This window comes from Stenotrophomonas sp. (assembly GCF_032103445.1).
GTDB lineage: Bacteria > Pseudomonadota > Gammaproteobacteria > Xanthomonadales > Xanthomonadaceae > Stenotrophomonas.
Window position 1 is genome coordinate 1 of the sequence record NZ_DAMDFR010000041.1, and the last position, 15,999, is coordinate 15,999.

Annotated in this window: 9 protein-coding genes; 4 read left to right on the top strand and 5 right to left on the bottom strand. The window is 66.1% G+C overall.

From position 1 onward, the window contains the following. Positions 1-112: 112 nt before the first annotated feature. From RT551_RS14415 to RT551_RS14430, 4 genes are all read right to left on the bottom strand, one after another. Positions 113-2,182 (bottom strand): TonB-dependent receptor, encoded by a 2,070-nt coding sequence (locus RT551_RS14415; RefSeq protein WP_313459917.1) that lies wholly within the window; start codon positions 2,180-2,182, stop codon positions 113-115. Positions 2,183-2,385: 203 nt separating this feature from the next. Further along, the gene (locus tag RT551_RS14420; protein ID WP_313459919.1) at positions 2,386-5,508 is read right to left on the bottom strand and encodes an efflux RND transporter permease subunit; all 3,123 of its coding nucleotides are present in this window, start codon (positions 5,506-5,508) and stop codon (positions 2,386-2,388) included. After that, entirely contained in the window at positions 5,505-8,735 is a 3,231-nt protein-coding gene (locus RT551_RS14425) for an efflux RND transporter permease subunit (RefSeq protein ID WP_313459921.1), read from the bottom strand. Before RT551_RS14425 ends, RT551_RS14420 begins: the two co-directional genes overlap by 4 nt. Before the next feature lie 86 nt (positions 8,736-8,821). Further along, entirely contained in the window at positions 8,822-10,066 is a 1,245-nt protein-coding gene (locus RT551_RS14430; RefSeq protein WP_313459923.1) for an efflux RND transporter periplasmic adaptor subunit, read from the bottom strand. A 237-nt stretch (positions 10,067-10,303) separates the two neighbouring features. On the opposite strand from RT551_RS14430, the gene RT551_RS14435 reads away from it, so the two are divergent. Continuing rightward, on the top strand, positions 10,304-11,617 hold the full coding sequence (locus RT551_RS14435; RefSeq protein ID WP_313459925.1) for a M20 family metallopeptidase: 1,314 nt from the start codon (positions 10,304-10,306) through the stop codon (positions 11,615-11,617). A gap of 83 nt (positions 11,618-11,700) precedes the next feature. Here the strand turns inward: RT551_RS14435 and queF are convergent, their stop codons facing one another. After that, positions 11,701-12,519 carry an NADPH-dependent 7-cyano-7-deazaguanine reductase QueF gene (queF, locus tag RT551_RS14440; protein WP_313459928.1) on the bottom strand — a complete coding sequence of 273 codons (819 nt, stop codon included), beginning with the start codon at positions 12,517-12,519 and terminating at the stop codon, positions 11,701-11,703. A 153-nt stretch (positions 12,520-12,672) separates the two neighbouring features. Here queF and RT551_RS14445 point away from each other — a divergent pair, with 153 nt between their 5' ends. From RT551_RS14445 to RT551_RS14455, 3 genes are all read left to right on the top strand, one after another. Further along, a complete protein-coding gene (locus RT551_RS14445; protein ID WP_282298147.1) occupies positions 12,673-12,969 on the top strand; it encodes a LysM peptidoglycan-binding domain-containing protein in 297 nt (98 codons plus the stop codon). Between the two features lie 39 nt (positions 12,970-13,008). Next, entirely contained in the window at positions 13,009-13,506 is a 498-nt protein-coding gene (locus RT551_RS14450) for a hypothetical protein (protein ID WP_313459930.1), read from the top strand. 168 nt (positions 13,507-13,674) lie between these two features. Then, on the top strand, positions 13,675-15,906 hold the full coding sequence (locus tag RT551_RS14455; protein WP_313459933.1) for an NADP-dependent isocitrate dehydrogenase: 2,232 nt from the start codon (positions 13,675-13,677) through the stop codon (positions 15,904-15,906). Positions 15,907-15,999 lie beyond the last annotated feature (93 nt).

Sequence of the window (15,999 nt, forward strand, 5' to 3'; positions counted from 1 at the left end):
GCCCCCATGGATGGGTTTACGGCGTGTCCCGCAAACCCACCCCGGTACGCCCAAACACGGGAGCCCGCGAACCAGCGGTTGTTCGCATAAATCCAACAGCACCGGCGCAGGGTTACAGATCGAAGCGTACGCTTACTGCGAACGTGCGCGGCAGGCCGAGGCCGGCGTTGGACCAGTACTTCTTGTTGGTCAGGTTCTCGACGCTGGCACGCCAGGTCACTGCGTGATCGTTCCACTGCATGCGGTAGCCCACGCCGGCGTTGAGCAGGGTGTAGTCCGGCAGCTTCAGCGTGTTGTCGGCGTCGTAGTAGACGTCGCCGTAGTAGCGGGCTACTGCGTAGGCGTCCAGGCCATCCACCCACGGCAGCTGGTAGTTCGCGTGCAGTACGCCGTTCCAGCGCGCCGCGCCGGTGGTGCGGTTACCCTGCTGGCTGGCGCTGTCCGGTGACAGCTTGTCGTAGGTCGGGTCCAGCCAGGTCACGCCACCGCCCAGGGTGAACGCATCGGTCAGGTGCACCGCACCGCTGGCTTCAATGCCTTCGTACAGCGTGATGCCATCCTGCACCAGCAGCAGACCGGCCGGGGTGATCCGGTCGATGTTCGCGCCGCGCTCCAGACGGAACGCCGCCACGTTCGCGTTCCAGCGCGGGTACTCCATCTTCGCGCCCACTTCGAACTGCTTGCTGATGGTCGGGTCCAGCACGTCGCCGGCGTTGATGTAATCCGAACCCACCCGGTTGCCCGCTTCCAGCGATTCCACATAGCTGGTGTACAGCGTCACTTCCTCCGCCGGCTTGTACATCACCGCGTAGGTCGGAGTCACCGGGTAGGTGTGGTAGCTGCCCTTGTTCTCGAAGTCGTTGTAGCGCGCACCCGCCAGCACCGACCAGCCGTGGCCGAAGTCCACCGTGTCGCTGACGAACACCGCCTGCTGGATGGTCTCGCTGCTGCGCGTCATCACCCGCGAACCTACCGCATCGTGGCGGATGGTCGGACGCTGATACAGGTTGCCACGACCAATCAGATTCCACTCATACGGACGGTCCCAGCCCGTTGCCTTCTGGTGCGAGACGCCTGCCACCACCTGGTGCGACAGCGGACCGGTCTGGAACCGGCCCTGCAGCATCGCCTGCGCATGCTTCCATTCGGTCTTTCCGCCCAGCTCGTACGAATTGATGTCGTAGTCGCCGTTCACATCGTCGATGTAGGCGAAGATCTTGTTCACGTCATTCCACGAGCTGGTGTAGCCGTAGCTAACGCTGGCCTTCCAGTCCTCGTTGATCTGCCAGTTCAGCGCCGTCGACAGCAGACTGGAGCGGGTGTCGTAGTAGGTTCCCGGAATGCTGTTGTCGACGTCACCGCCAATCGGACGCGGCAGTTCGGTGATCCCGCGGAAGTACCACTGCGGCGACTCCTCGCTGAGGTCGCGCTCCTGGAACACGCCGTCGAAAGTCCAGGTGATGGCGTCACTGAGGCGTGCGTCCAGCGACAGCGAACCCACCTTGCGGTTCACCTCGCCGCCATTGAAGGTCTCGCCCTTCTCCTGGTACGCATTGAAGCGGTAGCCGAACATCTCTTCGTTGCCGAAGCGTCCGCCCACGTCGACCTGGCCGCTGACCACGCCCTGTTCACGCCAGCCCAGCTGGGTGGACAGCGTGGTGGTGTCGGTCGGCTTCTTGGTGACGTAATTGATGATGCCGCCCGGCTGACCGAAGCCGTACATGAAACCACCCGGACCCTTCAGCAGTTCCACCTGCTCCATCACTTCCAGCGGCCACTCGGTGCCCCACGATGATACCTGCAGGCCGTTGACGCGGTAGCTGTCGTAGCTCAGATCGATGCCACGATTGCGGATCGGCGAGCTCCAGCCGCTGGCATACGCACTGACCTGGGTCACCACCGACGGGTCGGTCAGGAATGCCTCACCCAATGAGACCACCTGGCGCTGCTCGATTGCTTCGCGGCCGACCACCGAGATGGCGAATGGGGTATCGCGCACCGCGCGGTCGCCCAGCGCACCGGTATCAGTGTGGGCGCGCTCGCCGGTCACGGTGATGGCATCCAGGTCGGTGGCGCTGCGCGCGCGCGCGGTGCCGTCCGGGGTGGACTGGGCCTGGGCCACGCAGGCCAGCGAAAGCGAAAGGGCTAACAGGGTAGGACGAAGCAGTGCAGCGGATTGCATGATGTCGGGGTCCTCCGCGGACAGCAGCACACCGTCCGCGATCAGGTGATGGCGGAATAGGGGAGGTGGCTGAGTCGGGGCACTGCCCGCGGGGGCGGGAATCAGCGCAGGGCGCGAGGCGCGGCAGGACCGTGGCTGCCGCGAATTGTTCTCTTTTCGTTACCGCGCGTCAAATGATTGTCATGTGACGCGCGGTCGCAGGGTTACGCGCGCGCTGCGCGTCGCATCATCTTTCGTTCGCGCCGGCGTGCCCGCCACGCGCGCCAATGGCCCTGCAGGCACGAGAAGATCACATACAACGCCGGCGTGCTGAGCAGGGTCAGGCTCTGCGAGAACAGCAACCCGCCAATCATCGCGATACCCAGCGGCCGCCGGAGTTCCGAGCCTTCGCCGATGCCGATCGCCAACGGCACCGCCGCCAGGATCGCCACCATGGTGGTCATCATGATCGGGCGGAAGCGCACGATGCTGGCCTCGCGCACCGCCTCCAGCGGCGTCTTGCCGTGCTCGCGCTGTGCCACCACCGCGAAGTCGATCATCATGATCGCGTTCTTCTTCACGATGCCGATCAGCAACACCAGCGCGATCATCGAGATCACCGACAACTCAGTGTTGGTCACGAACAGCGCCAGCAACGCGCCCACGCCTGCTGCCGGCAGCGTGGACAGAATCGTCACCGGGTGCACCAGGCTTTCGTACAGCATGCCCAGCACCAGATACACGGTGATGATTGCCGCCAATACCAGGATCAACATCGAGTTCGGATTCAGCTGAACGTTGAAACCGCCGCCGTCGCTGATGCGGATGTCACCTGGCAGGCGCAGACCATCCACGGTGCGCTTGATGATCAGATCCGCCTCGCCCGTACTCACGCCCGGAGCCAGGTTGTAGCTCAGGTCCATGGTGGTGTACTGGTTCTGGTGGGTGATCTGCGGCGGGGCCAGTCCCGGTACCTGCTCGGCCACCGCGGTCAGCGGAACCATCTGGCCATTGCCGGCACGCACATAGATCTCATCCAGCGCCTTCGGCGTGGCGGTCTGCTCGGGCAGGGCATTGACCACGACACTGTACTGGTTGATGTCCGAATAGATGGTGGAGATCTGGCGCTGACCAAACGCACCATACAGCGCGCCATCAATCGCGCCGACCGAAACGCCCAGGCGCGCCGCCTTGGCGCGGTCGATCACCACGTTCTGGCGCAGGCCGGCGGTATCCACGTCGGTGCCGACGTCGCGCAGCTTGGGGTTCTGCTTCAGCGCTGCCTGTACCTTGGGTAGCCATTCCTGCAGCTGGGCCAGGTCATTGCCTTGCAGCGACACGCGGTACTGCGCGCCCTGGCTGTTGCCGCCGCCGCCATCGCTGGGCAGGTCCTGGATCGCGCGCAGGCGCAGCTGCAGGTCCGGGTAGCGGTCGGCCTTGGCGCTCAACCGGGCCAGCGCGACCGCCGTGGTCTCGCGGCGGCCTTCCTTGCGGGTTTTCAGCTCGACGTTGAACTGCGCGCTGGAGCCCTGACGGCCACTGCCCAGGCGCACGCCCACGGTCTTCACCGCCGGGTCGGCCATCAGCATGTCGGTGATGCGGCGCTGGCGGTTGACCATGTCTTCAAACGAGACCGTCGCGCTGGAATTGGCACGGCCCCAGATCAGCCCGGTGTCCTGCGGTGGGAATGAGCCCTTCTTGACCGCGCCGGCCAGCATCACCGTGGCCACGATCAGCAGGATCGGGGTCAGCGACAGCAGCAGGGCGTGGCGCAGCGAGAAGTCCAGGCACACGGTGTAGACGCGCAGCATGCGGTCATGCGCGCCATCCAGGAAACGACCGATCCGCGAGGGCTTCTCGGGCTCCTCGTGCGCGCTCAGGAAACGGCTGCACAAGGCCGGAGTCAGGGTCAGCGAGACGATCATCGAGACCACGATGGCCGCCACCAGGGTGACCGTGAACTCGCGGAAGAAGGCCCCGACCATGCCACTGGCAAACAGCAGTGGAATGAACACCGCCACCAGCGAGGCGGTGATCGAGACAATGGTGAAGCCGATCTCGCGCGCCCCGGTCAGCGCCGCCTGCAGGCGTGGCATGCCCTCGTCGAGGTGGCGCATGATGTTCTCGATCACCACGATCGCATCGTCGACCACGAAGCCAATCGCGATCACCAGCGCCAGCAGGCTCAGGTTGTTCAAGGTGAAGCCGAACACGTACATCACCAGCGCCGCACCGGCCAGCGACAACGGCACGGTGATCGCCGCAATCAGCGTGGGGGCCAAGCGGCGCAGGAACAGCGCCATGGTCAGCACCACCATCGCCAGGCTGATCAGCAGGGTGATCTGTACCTCATGCAGCGACGAGCGGATGGTCGGGGTGCGGTCGAAGTACGGGGTGAGCGTGGTGCCCGGCTGCAGATAGTCGCGCAGCGCGGGAATCTGCGCCTTGACCCGGTCCACCGTCTCCACGATGTTGGCCCCGGCACGGGTGAACACATACATCACCACCGCTGGCTTGTGGTTGAACCAGGCGGCCTGGTAGGCGTCCTGCTGGCCGTCGTAGACGTTGGCCACGTCCTTGAGCCGGATCACGCGGCCGTCGTCCTCGGTCTTGATGACGAGGTTGGCGAAGTCCGCTGCGCGTGCCACCGAGTCGTTGGCGATAATCGCGGTGGTGGTATTGCCATCGCTCAGGAAGCCGGTGGGCGAGGTCACATTGGCCGCGCGGACGGCATTGCGCAGGTCGTCCGGGGTCAGGTTCAGCGCATTGAGCAGGCGAAGGTTGACGTCCACGCGCACCGCCGGCGTCGAAGCACCGGCGATATCCACCGACGACACGCCGCTGATCTGGCGGATGCGCTGTGCCAGCAGCGAGTCGGCCACGTTGTACAGCTCGTCTGCGGACTGGGTCTGCGAGGTGAGCGCGATGGCGATCACCGGGTCGTCGTTCGGGTTGGCCTTCTGGAACATCGGCGAGCCCAGCCCCGAAGGCAGGTCGGCCTGGGCCGAATTGATCGCGGTCTGCACATCCAGCGCCGCCGAATCGATGTCCACGCCGCTCTGGAAGATCATGAACACCAGCGAGCTGCCTTCCGAGCTGGACGAGCGCATCTGGTCCACCCCGGGCAGCTGGCCCAGGTGGCGTTCCAGTGGCGCGGTCACCGTCGAGGCCATCGTCGTGGCATCCGCGCCGGACTGGCTGGCGTGCACGAAGATCACCGGAATCTGGATGTTCGGCAGTGCCGACACGCCCAGCTTCAGGTAACAGAGCAGGCCCACCACGAACAGGCCGATGGCCAGCAGGGTGGTGCCGATCGGGCGGCGGATGAACGGACCGGAGATGTTCACGCGCGGTCCTGTGCGGCGGCATGGCGCAGTGCGCGCTGCTCACGGCGCAGACGCATGCGCTCGGAGAAGCGTTCCATGTACAGGTAGATCACCGGCGTGGTGTACAGCGTGACCAGCTGCGACAGCAGTAGGCCGCCGACAATGGCGATGCCCAGCGGGCGACGCAGCTCCGAACCGATGCCGGTGCCCAGCGCCAGCGGCAACGCGCCCAGCATGGCGGCGGCGGTGGTCATCATGATCGGGCGGAAGCGCAGCAGGCAGGCGCGGCGGATCGCCTCGTGCGCGTTGGCGCCGGCGCGGCGCGCCTCGATCGCGAAGTCCACCATCATGATGCCGTTCTTCTTGACGATGCCGATCAGCAGCACAATGCCGACGATGCCGTCCACGGACAGGCTCAGGCCACACACCATCAGCGCCAGCAGCGCGCCGACGCCGGCCGGCGGCAGGGTGGAGATGATGGTGATCGGGTGGATGTAGCTCTCATACAGCACGCCCAGCACGATGTAGATCACCACCAGCGAGGCCAGCAGCAGCCACACCACGTCGGTCTGGCTGCCGGTGAACTCGGCCGCCTTGCCGATGAACTGCGCGTGCACCTGCGCCGGCATGTCCAGGCTGGCCTTGGTCTCTTCAATCGCCTTGACCGCGTCGGACAGCGAGTAGCCCGGCGCGATGTTGAACGACACCGTCACTGCCGGCAGCTGCTGCTGGTGGCTCACCACCAGCGGCGTGCTGGTGACCTTGCCTTCGGCCAGCGCCGAGAGCGGAATGATGTTGCCCGCACCGACCGGAATGCCGGTGTTCTGCGCGCCGATGCCGGTGGCGGTGGAGGAGTTCGAGGAGGTGACCTGGCCGAAGTTGGTGGCATTGCTGCCGGTCAACGCGCCGGCCCCGTTCGAGGCCACCGCCAACTGGTTCATCAGCGCGGTGCTGGTGCGGAACTCCGGGGCCACTTCCAGCACCACGCGGTACTGGTTGAGCTCGGTGAAAATGGTGGAGATCTGGCGCTGGCCGAAGGCGTCATACAGGGTGTCGTCGATGGTCTGCATCGGCACGCCCAGCACGCTGGCCTTGTCGCGGTCGATGTTCAGTTCCAGCGCACGGCCCTGGTTGGACAGGTTGTTGTCCACGTCGGCCAGTTCCGGGCGCTGGCGCAGTGCCTCGGTCAGGCGCGTGGCCTGCAACGCCACCTGCTCGCTGTCCACGTCCGACAGCGAGTACTGGTACTCGGTGGCGGCCACGCGGGTATCCAGGGTCACGTCCTGAACCGGCTTCAGGTACAGCGCCACGCCGGGAATGCCGGCCACCGCCTGCTGCAGGCGCGGCAGGATCTCATCCAGTCCGTCGCGGTCGCCGCGCTGCTTCAGCACGATCGACAGCTGGCCCTGGTTGAGGGTGGGGTTCATGCTGCCCGCGCCGATGAAGGCGGACACACCGGTCACCGCCGGGTCCTTGCGCAGGGCTTCGGCCACCGCCTGGGTGCGCTGTTCCATCTGCGGGAAGGCGATGTTCTGGTCGGCCTGGACCACGCCGGTGATCAGCCCGGTGTCCTGTTCGGGCAGCAGGCCCTTGGGAATCAGCACGTACAGCAGCACGGTCAGCACCAGTGCGCCGCCGGCGACCGCCAGGGTCAGCGGCTGGTGTTCCAGCACCCAGTCCAGGCTGCGCTCGTACAGGCCCACGGTGCGGGTCCACAGGTTCTGCTTGCCTGCCGCTGCTGCACGCTCGTGCGCGTCTTCGCCTTCCGGCAGCGCATCGGGCTTGAGCAGGTAGGCGCACATCATCGGGGTGAGGGTCAGCGAGATCAGCATCGACAGCACCACCGCGATGCTCAGCACCCACGCGAACTCATGGAACAACCGTCCGGTAACGCCCGGCATCAGCAGCAGCGGCAGGAACACCGCCACCAGCGAGACGGTCAGCGAGAGCACGGTGAAACCGATCTGGCGCGCACCGATCTCGGCCGCCTCCGGGCCGCTCTTGCCCTGCTCGATGTAACGGACGATGTTCTCGATCATTACGATCGCATCGTCGACCACGAAGCCGGTGGCCACCACCAGCGCCATCAGCGACAGGTTGTCCAGCGACATCCCGGCAAATGCCATCACCCCGAAGGTGCCGGCCAGCGACAGCGGCACCGCCACCGACGGAATGATGGTCGCCCACAGGCGGCGCAGGAACACGAAGATCACCGCCACCACCAGCCCGATGGTCAGGATCAGAGTGAACTGCACTTCATGCACCGAGGCGCGGATGGTTTCGGTGCGGTCGGAGAAGATCTCCAGGTGCACGTCGGCCGGCAGCACGTTCTGCAGCTGCGGCAGCAGGGCGCGGATGCGTTCCACCGTCTGCACGATGTTCGCGCCCGGCTGGCGGCGCACTTCCAGCAGCACCGCCGGCTTGCCGTCGGCCCACGCCGCCAGCTGGTCGTTCTCGACCCCGTCGATCACCTCGGCCACGTCGGACAACCGCACCGGGCGACCGTTCTGGTAGCTGATGATGGTGTCGCGGTACTCGGCCGCACTGGTCAGCTGGTCATTGGTGCCGATGCTGTAGGACTGGGTCTTGCCGTTGAGCGAGCCCTTCGGTGCGTTGACGTTGGCCTGGGTGAGCGCGCTGCGCAGCTCTTCCAGGGTCAGGCCCATGTTCGACAGCTGCGCCGGATTGACCTGGATGCGCACGGCCGGACGCACGTTGCCGGCAATCGAGACCAGGCCCACGCCCTGCACCTGCGACAGGCGCTGGGCCAGGATCGAGTCGGCGTAGTTGTTCACGTCGCGCAGCGGGCGCGTGTCCGAGGTGAGCTTGAGGGTAACGATGGCCGCGTCGGCCGGGTTCACCCGGTTGTAGACCGGCTGGTAGGGCAGCGACGAGGGCAGGGTGGCCTGGCGGATCGCCGCCTGCACGTCCTGCGCGGCAATATCGATGTCGCGGTCCATCGAGAACTGCAGGATGATCGTGGATAAGCCTGCTGACGAATCCGAGGTCATCAGCTCCAGCCCGGAGATCTGCCCGAACTGGCGCTCCAGCGGCGTGGTCACCAGCGAGGCCATGGTGGTGGCGTTGGCACCTGGGTACTGGGTGGTCACCACCAGGCTGGGCGCGTCCACTTCCGGCAGTGCCGACACCGGCAGCTGCCGGTAACCAAGAATGCCCAGCAGTAACAGGCCGGCCATCAGCAGCGAGGTGGCGATGGGACGGCGGATGAAGATCGTCGAAAAGCCCACGGGCGGGTCCTTGCGGTTACGTCAGACGGCAATGCAGAAAGCCGGTACCCGCGCGCACGCCGGTACCGGAAGGACGCGGGGCGCGATCAGCGCGGACCACCGCCACGGCGGCCACCCGGGCCCTGCTGCTGGGCCGCGGCCTTGAGTTCAGCCTCGGTCGGCGCAGCTGGCGTTTCGCCCGGCTTCAGCGCGGTGACCTTGCTGCCTGGCTTCAGGCGGAACTGGCCTTCGCTGACCACCCGCTCGCCACCCTTCAGGCCTTCGGTGATCTGCACGTGGCTGTCGCCGACTTCCACGCCGCTCTTCACCGTCTGCATGGCCACGGTGTTGTCGGCCTGCACGATGTACACGTACTCGCCATCCGGCCCGCGCATCACCGCCTGGGTCGGAATGACCACGCCGCCGGCAATGGTGCGCAGCTGCATGCGCACGTTGACGAACTGGCCCGGCCACAGGGTGTTGTCGGTGTTGTCGAACAGCGCACGCGCACGGAAGGTGCCGCTGTCGCTGCTGATCTGGTTGTCCACCACGTCCAGCTTGCCGCCGTCGGTGAGCACATGCGCGTCATTGCGATCCAGCGCGGCGATGGTCACCGGGCCGGCCTGCTGGGCCTGGCGCACGTCCGGCAGCTGGCGCTCGGGCAGGTTGAACACGATGTGGATCGGGTGCACCTGGGTCAGGGTCACCAGCGCAGTGCCGGCGCTGACCACGTTGCCGGCGTCCACCGCGCGGATGCCGGCAATGCCGGAGATCGGCGCGGTGACCTTGGTGTACTGCAGTTGCACCTGGGCGGCGCGCATGCTGGCTTCGTTGGCGGCCACGGTGCTTTCGTACTGGGCCACCTGGTTGCGCTGGGTGTCCAGGTCGGTCTTGGCGACGTACTGGCGGTACTCCGGCGAGTTGGAGCGCGCGTAGTTGGAGCGCGCGGTGGCCAGCAGCGCCTGGTTCTGGCGCTTGGCCGCGGCGGCCTCGTCATAGCTGGCCTGCGCCGTGCGCGGGTCGATCTGCGCCAGCACGTCGCCCTGCTTCACTTCCTGGCCTTCCTTGAAGTTCAGGCTGATCAGCTGGCCGCCGACCTGCGGGCTGACGGTGACGGTGTTCATGGCCGACACCGTGCCCAGCGCGCTGGCATACACCGGCACGTCCTGACGCGCCGCATCCACCACGGTGACCGGCACCGGCGCAGCGTCACGCTCGCCGTCCTTGCCGGCTTCGGCTGCCGCGCCGGGCCCGCCAGCCTTGTCCTTGCCCCCGCCCAGCACACGCAGGCCGATCAGGCCCACCACCAGCACTGCGATCACCAGCAGCACGATCTTCCAGAAACGCGACATTCAAAACTCCTGAGGCTGGCAGGGGGCGGGGCCCGGTTGGCTGCTGCAAAGCATACCCGCCCGCCGTGAGACTGCCTGCATGACGGATGGGACGTGCGCTCAGACCTCCATTACGAGACGATGTTCCCCAAGGGGTTCTCACCCGGTGGGCCACGAGCGGGCCAAAACCGACACATCCCGGCGCAGATGGCCTACATTCAGGCAGTTGACCCCCTGTCCGCTGTGGAGACCTGCCCGATGCCCCGTCTGTCGCTGTTGATGTCCGCCCTGTTGCTGGCCAGCCCGGCCCTGGCCACTGCCGCCCCGGCCGAGCGCCCCGAAGTGACCGCCGCCGCCGCCCGTCTGCAGGCCCAGGTGGTGGAGTGGCGACGCGACTTCCATCAGCACCCGGAGCTGTCCAACCGCGAAGAGCGCACCTCGGCCAAGGTCGCCGAGCGCCTGCGCGCGATGGGCTTGAAGCCCAAGACCGGCATTGCCCATCACGGCGTGGTGGCGATCATCAAGGGCGGCAAGCCCGGTCCGCGCATCGCCCTGCGCGCCGACATGGATGCGCTGCCGGTAACCGAACAGACCGGCCTGCCGTTTGCCAGCAAGGCCACCAGCACCTACCGCGGCGAGCAGGTCGGGGTGATGCATGCCTGCGGCCACGATGCCCACACCGCCACCCTGCTGGGCGTGGCCGACGCGCTGGTGAAGATGCGCGAGAACCTGCCCGGCGAAGTGATGCTGATCTTCCAGCCGTCCGAAGAAGGTGCACCGCCGCCGGAAGAGGGCGGTGCCGCACTGATGCTCAAGGAGGGTGTGTTCGCTGATTTCAAGCCGGAAGCGGTGTTCGGCCTGCATGTGTTCTCCAGCGTCCAGGCGGGCCAGATCGCGGTGCGCGGTGGCCCGCTGATGGCGGCGTCGGACCGCTTCGGGATCAAGGTGATCGGCCGCCAGACCCACGGTTCAGCGCCGTGGAACGGCGTTGACCCGATCGTCGCCACCGCCGACCTGGTCGGCACCGCGCAGAGCATCGTCAGCCGCCGCAGCAACATCTCCAAGCAGCCAGCGGTGGTCAGCTTCGGCGCGATCAAGGGCGGCATCCGCTACAACATCATTCCCGACGAAGTGGAGATGGTGGGCACCATTCGCACCTTCGATGAGGGCATGCGCCAGCAGATCTTCGCCGACCTGCGCAATGTCGCCGAACACACCGCCGCCGCGCATGGGGCCAGGGCTGAAACCGAGATTTTCGAGGCCGAGGGCAACCCGGCCACGGTCAACGACCCGGCACTGACCGCGCGCATGCTGCCCAGCCTGCAGGCGGTGGTGGGCGAAGCCAACGTGTATGAGCCGCCGCTGCAGATGGGCGCGGAAGACTTCTCGCTGTTCGCCCAGCAGGTGCCGGGCATGTTCTTCTTCGTCGGCTCCACCAGCGAAGGCATCGATCCGGCCAAGGCCCCGGCCAACCATTCGCCGAAGTTCCTGCTGGATGAGAAGGCGCTGGATGTGGGGCTGCGGGCGTTGTTGCAGGTGTCGCTCGACTACCTCAACGCACCGAAAAGCTGACTGGTAGTGCCGGCCGCTGGCCGGCAACCTCATGAACCTTCGATGGGGTGATGCATGGTTGCCGGCCAGCGGCCGGCACTACCTTACTGGCGGATCTCACGCACCACGCGCGCCGGGGCTTCAATCCCCGGACTCGCCCGCCACGGATTGATATCCAACCCGCCGCGCCGGGTATACCGCGCCTCCACTTCCAGCCACTGCGGCCGGCAGCGCTGGCTGACCTCGCTGAAAATCCGTTCCACGCACTGCTCGTGGAACTCGGCGTGCTCGCGGTAGCTCACCAGATAGCGCAGCAGGCCTTCGCGGTCGATGCGCGGGCCGTGGTAGCGCACGCTCACGTGCGCCCAGTCCGGCTGGCCGGTCACCGGGCAGTTGGACTTGAGCAGCGCCGAGCTCAGCGTCTCGGTGACCACCTGGCCGTCATTGGCCGACAGCAGCTCCGGTGCCGGCGGGCCATAGCGGTCGATGGTCACCTCCAGCTCGTCCAGTGACTCACCCTCGGCGGCCTCGACCAGCGGCGGCACGCCAAACACCACGTTGACCACGGCGCCGGCGCAGGCCGACAGGTCGCCGGCGATGCGCTGGCGGGCGGCTTCGTCGTCGTCGAAGCGCGTGCTGTTGAGTGAGTTGAGGTACAGCTTGAACGACTTGGACTCGATCAGGTTCGGCGAGGTGCAGGGCACGCTTATGGTGGCCACCGCGACCCGGGGCTTGCCACGCCGGTCCAGCCAGCTCAGTTCATAGGCCTGCCAGCGGTCATGACCGACGAAGGGCAGGTGGGCGTCATCCACGCCGATCTCCTCACGGGCGGCGCGGCGGGGGATGGGGAAGAGCAGGCCGGGGTCGTACTGCGACGGGTAGGCGACCTCGCGACCGAGGCTGGAGTCCTGTGGGGTATTCATGGGCCCATTTTACCGCGCGGCGGGACGTCCCACGCCCCGCCGTCCCCCCTGTTCAGAAACCCACCCGAACCCTTCACACCCACGCCATCCCCCATTAACAACCCCTATGACACCGTGCGATCCATGTCCCCACTTGTGGAAGGGAGCGTGCGGATGAGTACCGACAAGAAGGCCGATTTCTCCGGGGTGTCCGCCAAGGTGGATACCACGGCAGAAAAGGTGGAGAAGGCGGATTTTTCCGGCGTGTCCGCCTCGGTGGATACCACCGCCGAAAAGGTAGGCGGTGGCACCTACACCGTGCAGAAGGGCGATTCGCTGTCGAAGATCGCCAAGCAGGAACTGGGCGATGCCAACGCCTGGAAGAAGATTTTCGACGCCAATAAAGATGTGTTGGACGACCCGGACAAGATCTTCCCGGGACAGGTCCTGAAACTGCCGCCGAAGACCTGAACCGACGGTCTGGCCCAACCATTCCCTTGGAGGAATTCCATGAAGAAGACATCGATCAGTACCGCCGTACTTGCAGCACTGCTGGCGACCGTAGCCGTGACCGGCTGCAAGAAGAAAGAAGAGTCGGTGGACACCACCGCGCAACCGGCGGCCACCGCGCCGGCACCGGTGACCGAACCGGCCGCGCCACAGCCGATGACCCAGGCGGCGGCGGTGAATGTCTCCGCCGTGACGGTGGGCAAGACCGCAGCCGCAGACAAGTCGGTGGCCCCGACGGCGCTGTTCGCGCCGAAGGACGTGATCATCGTGTCGATCCGTACCGACGGCACCGCCAACAATACCAACGTGGGCGCGAAGCTGACCTACCAGGATGGCCAGGTGGCCGGCGAAGAGAGCCAGGTGCTGAACACCACGGGTGCGGAAACCACCAACGTCAGCTTCACGAATGCCAATGGCTGGCCGGCGGGCAAGTACCGCGCGGAAGTCACGGTAGATGGTAGAGCGGCCGGAACGCCGCAGGAGTTCGAGGTCAAGTAAGCCTTAGCCGACTCTCTCCCGGTACGGGCTCACGATGGACGCAGCCGCGAGGCTGCGTCTTTTTTATGCGTGGGCCTTGCTCCAATACCGCCGCGTATGGTGCGGCTTTGCTACGGGGGGCCTAAACCGCGACAATGCGGGGGTTTCCCCGCAGAGTATCCGTTCCCCATGTCGAACACGCCCAAGATTCTCTACACCCTCACCGATGAGGCCCCGTTCCTGGCGACCGCGTCGCTGCTGCCCATCGTCGAGGCCTACACCGCAACCGCCGGCATCGCGGTCGAGACCCGCGACATCTCGCTGTCCGGTCGCATCCTGGCGCTGTTCCCGGATTACCTGAAAGACGAGCAGAAGCAGGCCGATGATCTGGCCGAACTGGGCCAGTTGGCGACCACCCCGGACGCCAACATCATCAAGCTGCCCAACATCAGCGCCTCGGTGCCGCAGCTGAAGGCCGCCATCAAGGAACTGCAGGACCAGGGCTACGCCCTGCCGAACTACCCGGATGTGCCCACCGACGACGTCTCGCGCGACATCAAGGCCCGCTACGACAAGGTCAAGGGCAGCGCGGTGAACCCGGTGCTGCGCGAAGGCAATTCCGACCGCCGTGCGCCGCTGTCGGTGAAGAACTATGCCCGCAAGCACCCGCACCGCATGGGCAAGTGGTCGAAGGATTCCAAGTCGCATGTCTCGCACATGGACGGTGGTGACTTCTACGGCAGCGAAAAGTCCGCCACCCTCGCCAACGCCGGCAACCTCAGGATCGAACTGGTCAAGGCCGACGGCAGCGCCGTGTTGCTGAAGGAAAAGACCGCGGTCAAGGCCGGTGAAATCGTCGACGCCGCCGTCATGAGCCGCAGCGCGCTGGCCGCCTTCGTGCAGGCGCAGATTGCCGACGCCAAGGCCAAGGGCGTGCTGTTCTCGCTGCACCTGAAGGCCACCATGATGAAGGTCTCCGACCCGATCATGTTCGGCGTGGTGGTGGAAGAGTTCTACAAGGACGTGCTGGCCAAGCACGCCGACGTGCTCAAGCAGGCCGGTTTCGACGCCAACAACGGCATCGGTGACCTGTACGCGCGCCTGCCGCAGCTGCCGGAAGCCACCCAGGAAGCGATCAAAGCCGACTTGGCTGCCGAGTACGGCAAGCGCCCGGGCCTGGCCATGGTCAATTCCGACAAGGGCATCACCAACCTGCACGTGCCCAGCGACGTCATCGTGGACGCCTCGATGCCGGCCATGATCCGCGACTCCGGCGGCATGTGGAATGCCGAAGGCAAGCTGCAGGACGCCAAGGCCGTCATTCCGGACCGCTGCTACGCCGGCGTGTACCAGGCCGTCATCGACGACTGCATCGCCCACGGCGCGTTCGACCCGGCCACCATGGGCTCGGTGCCGAACGTCGGCCTGATGGCGCAGAAGGCGGAAGAGTACGGCTCGCACGACAAGACCTTCCAGATTCCGGCCGACGGCACCGTGCGCGTCACCGACGACGCCGGCAGCGTGATCTTCGAACACGCCGTGCAGACCGGTGACATCTGGCGCATGTGCCAGACCAAGGACGCGCCGATCCAGGACTGGGTCAAGCTGGCCGTGAACCGCGCCCGCCTGAGCAGCACCCCGGCGGTGTTCTGGCTGGACGAAAAGCGTGCCCACGACGCCCAGGTGATCGCCAAGGTCAACACCTACCTCAAGGACCACGACACCGCCGCCCTGGACATCCGCATCCTGGCCCCGGTGGAAGCGACCACCTTCTCGCTGGACCGCATCCGCAAGGGTGAGGACACCATCTCGGTGACCGGCAACGTGCTGCGCGACTACCTGACCGACCTGTTCCCGATCATGGAACTGGGCACCAGCGCGAAGATGCTGTCCATCGTGCCGCTGATGGCCGGTGGCGGCCTGTTCGAGACCGGTGCTGGCGGTTCGGCTCCCAAGCACGTGCAGCAGTTCGTTGAAGAAGACTACCTGCGCTGGGACTCGCTGGGTGAATTCCTGGCCTTGGCCGCTTCGCTGGAACACCTGGGCGAGCGCTACAACAACGCCGACGCCGCCGTGCTGGCCAAGACCCTGGACCAGGCCAACGGCCAGTTCCTGGACAACGACAAGTCGCCGTCGCGCAAGCTGGGTGGCATCGACAACCGTGGCAGCCACTTCTACATCGCGCTCTACTGGGCCCAGGCCCTGGCCGCGCAGGACGAAGATGCCAAGTTGAAGGCGAAGTTCGCCCCGCTGGCCAAGGCACTCACCGACAACGAGCAGGCCATCGTGGCCGAGCTGGCCGCGGTGCAGGGCAAGGCCGTGGATATCGGTGGCTACTACCGTCCGGACCTGGCGAAGGTGTCGAAGGCGATGCGTCCGAGCGCGACGTTCAACGCCGCACTGGATGCGCTGAAGGGCTGATCGGGCCTTTCAATGTGACCTACGAGGAACCCGCGCTTCGGCGCGGGTTCTTTTTTTGTGCGTCGGCCAAAACTGTGAACTCCGTCGACCCAC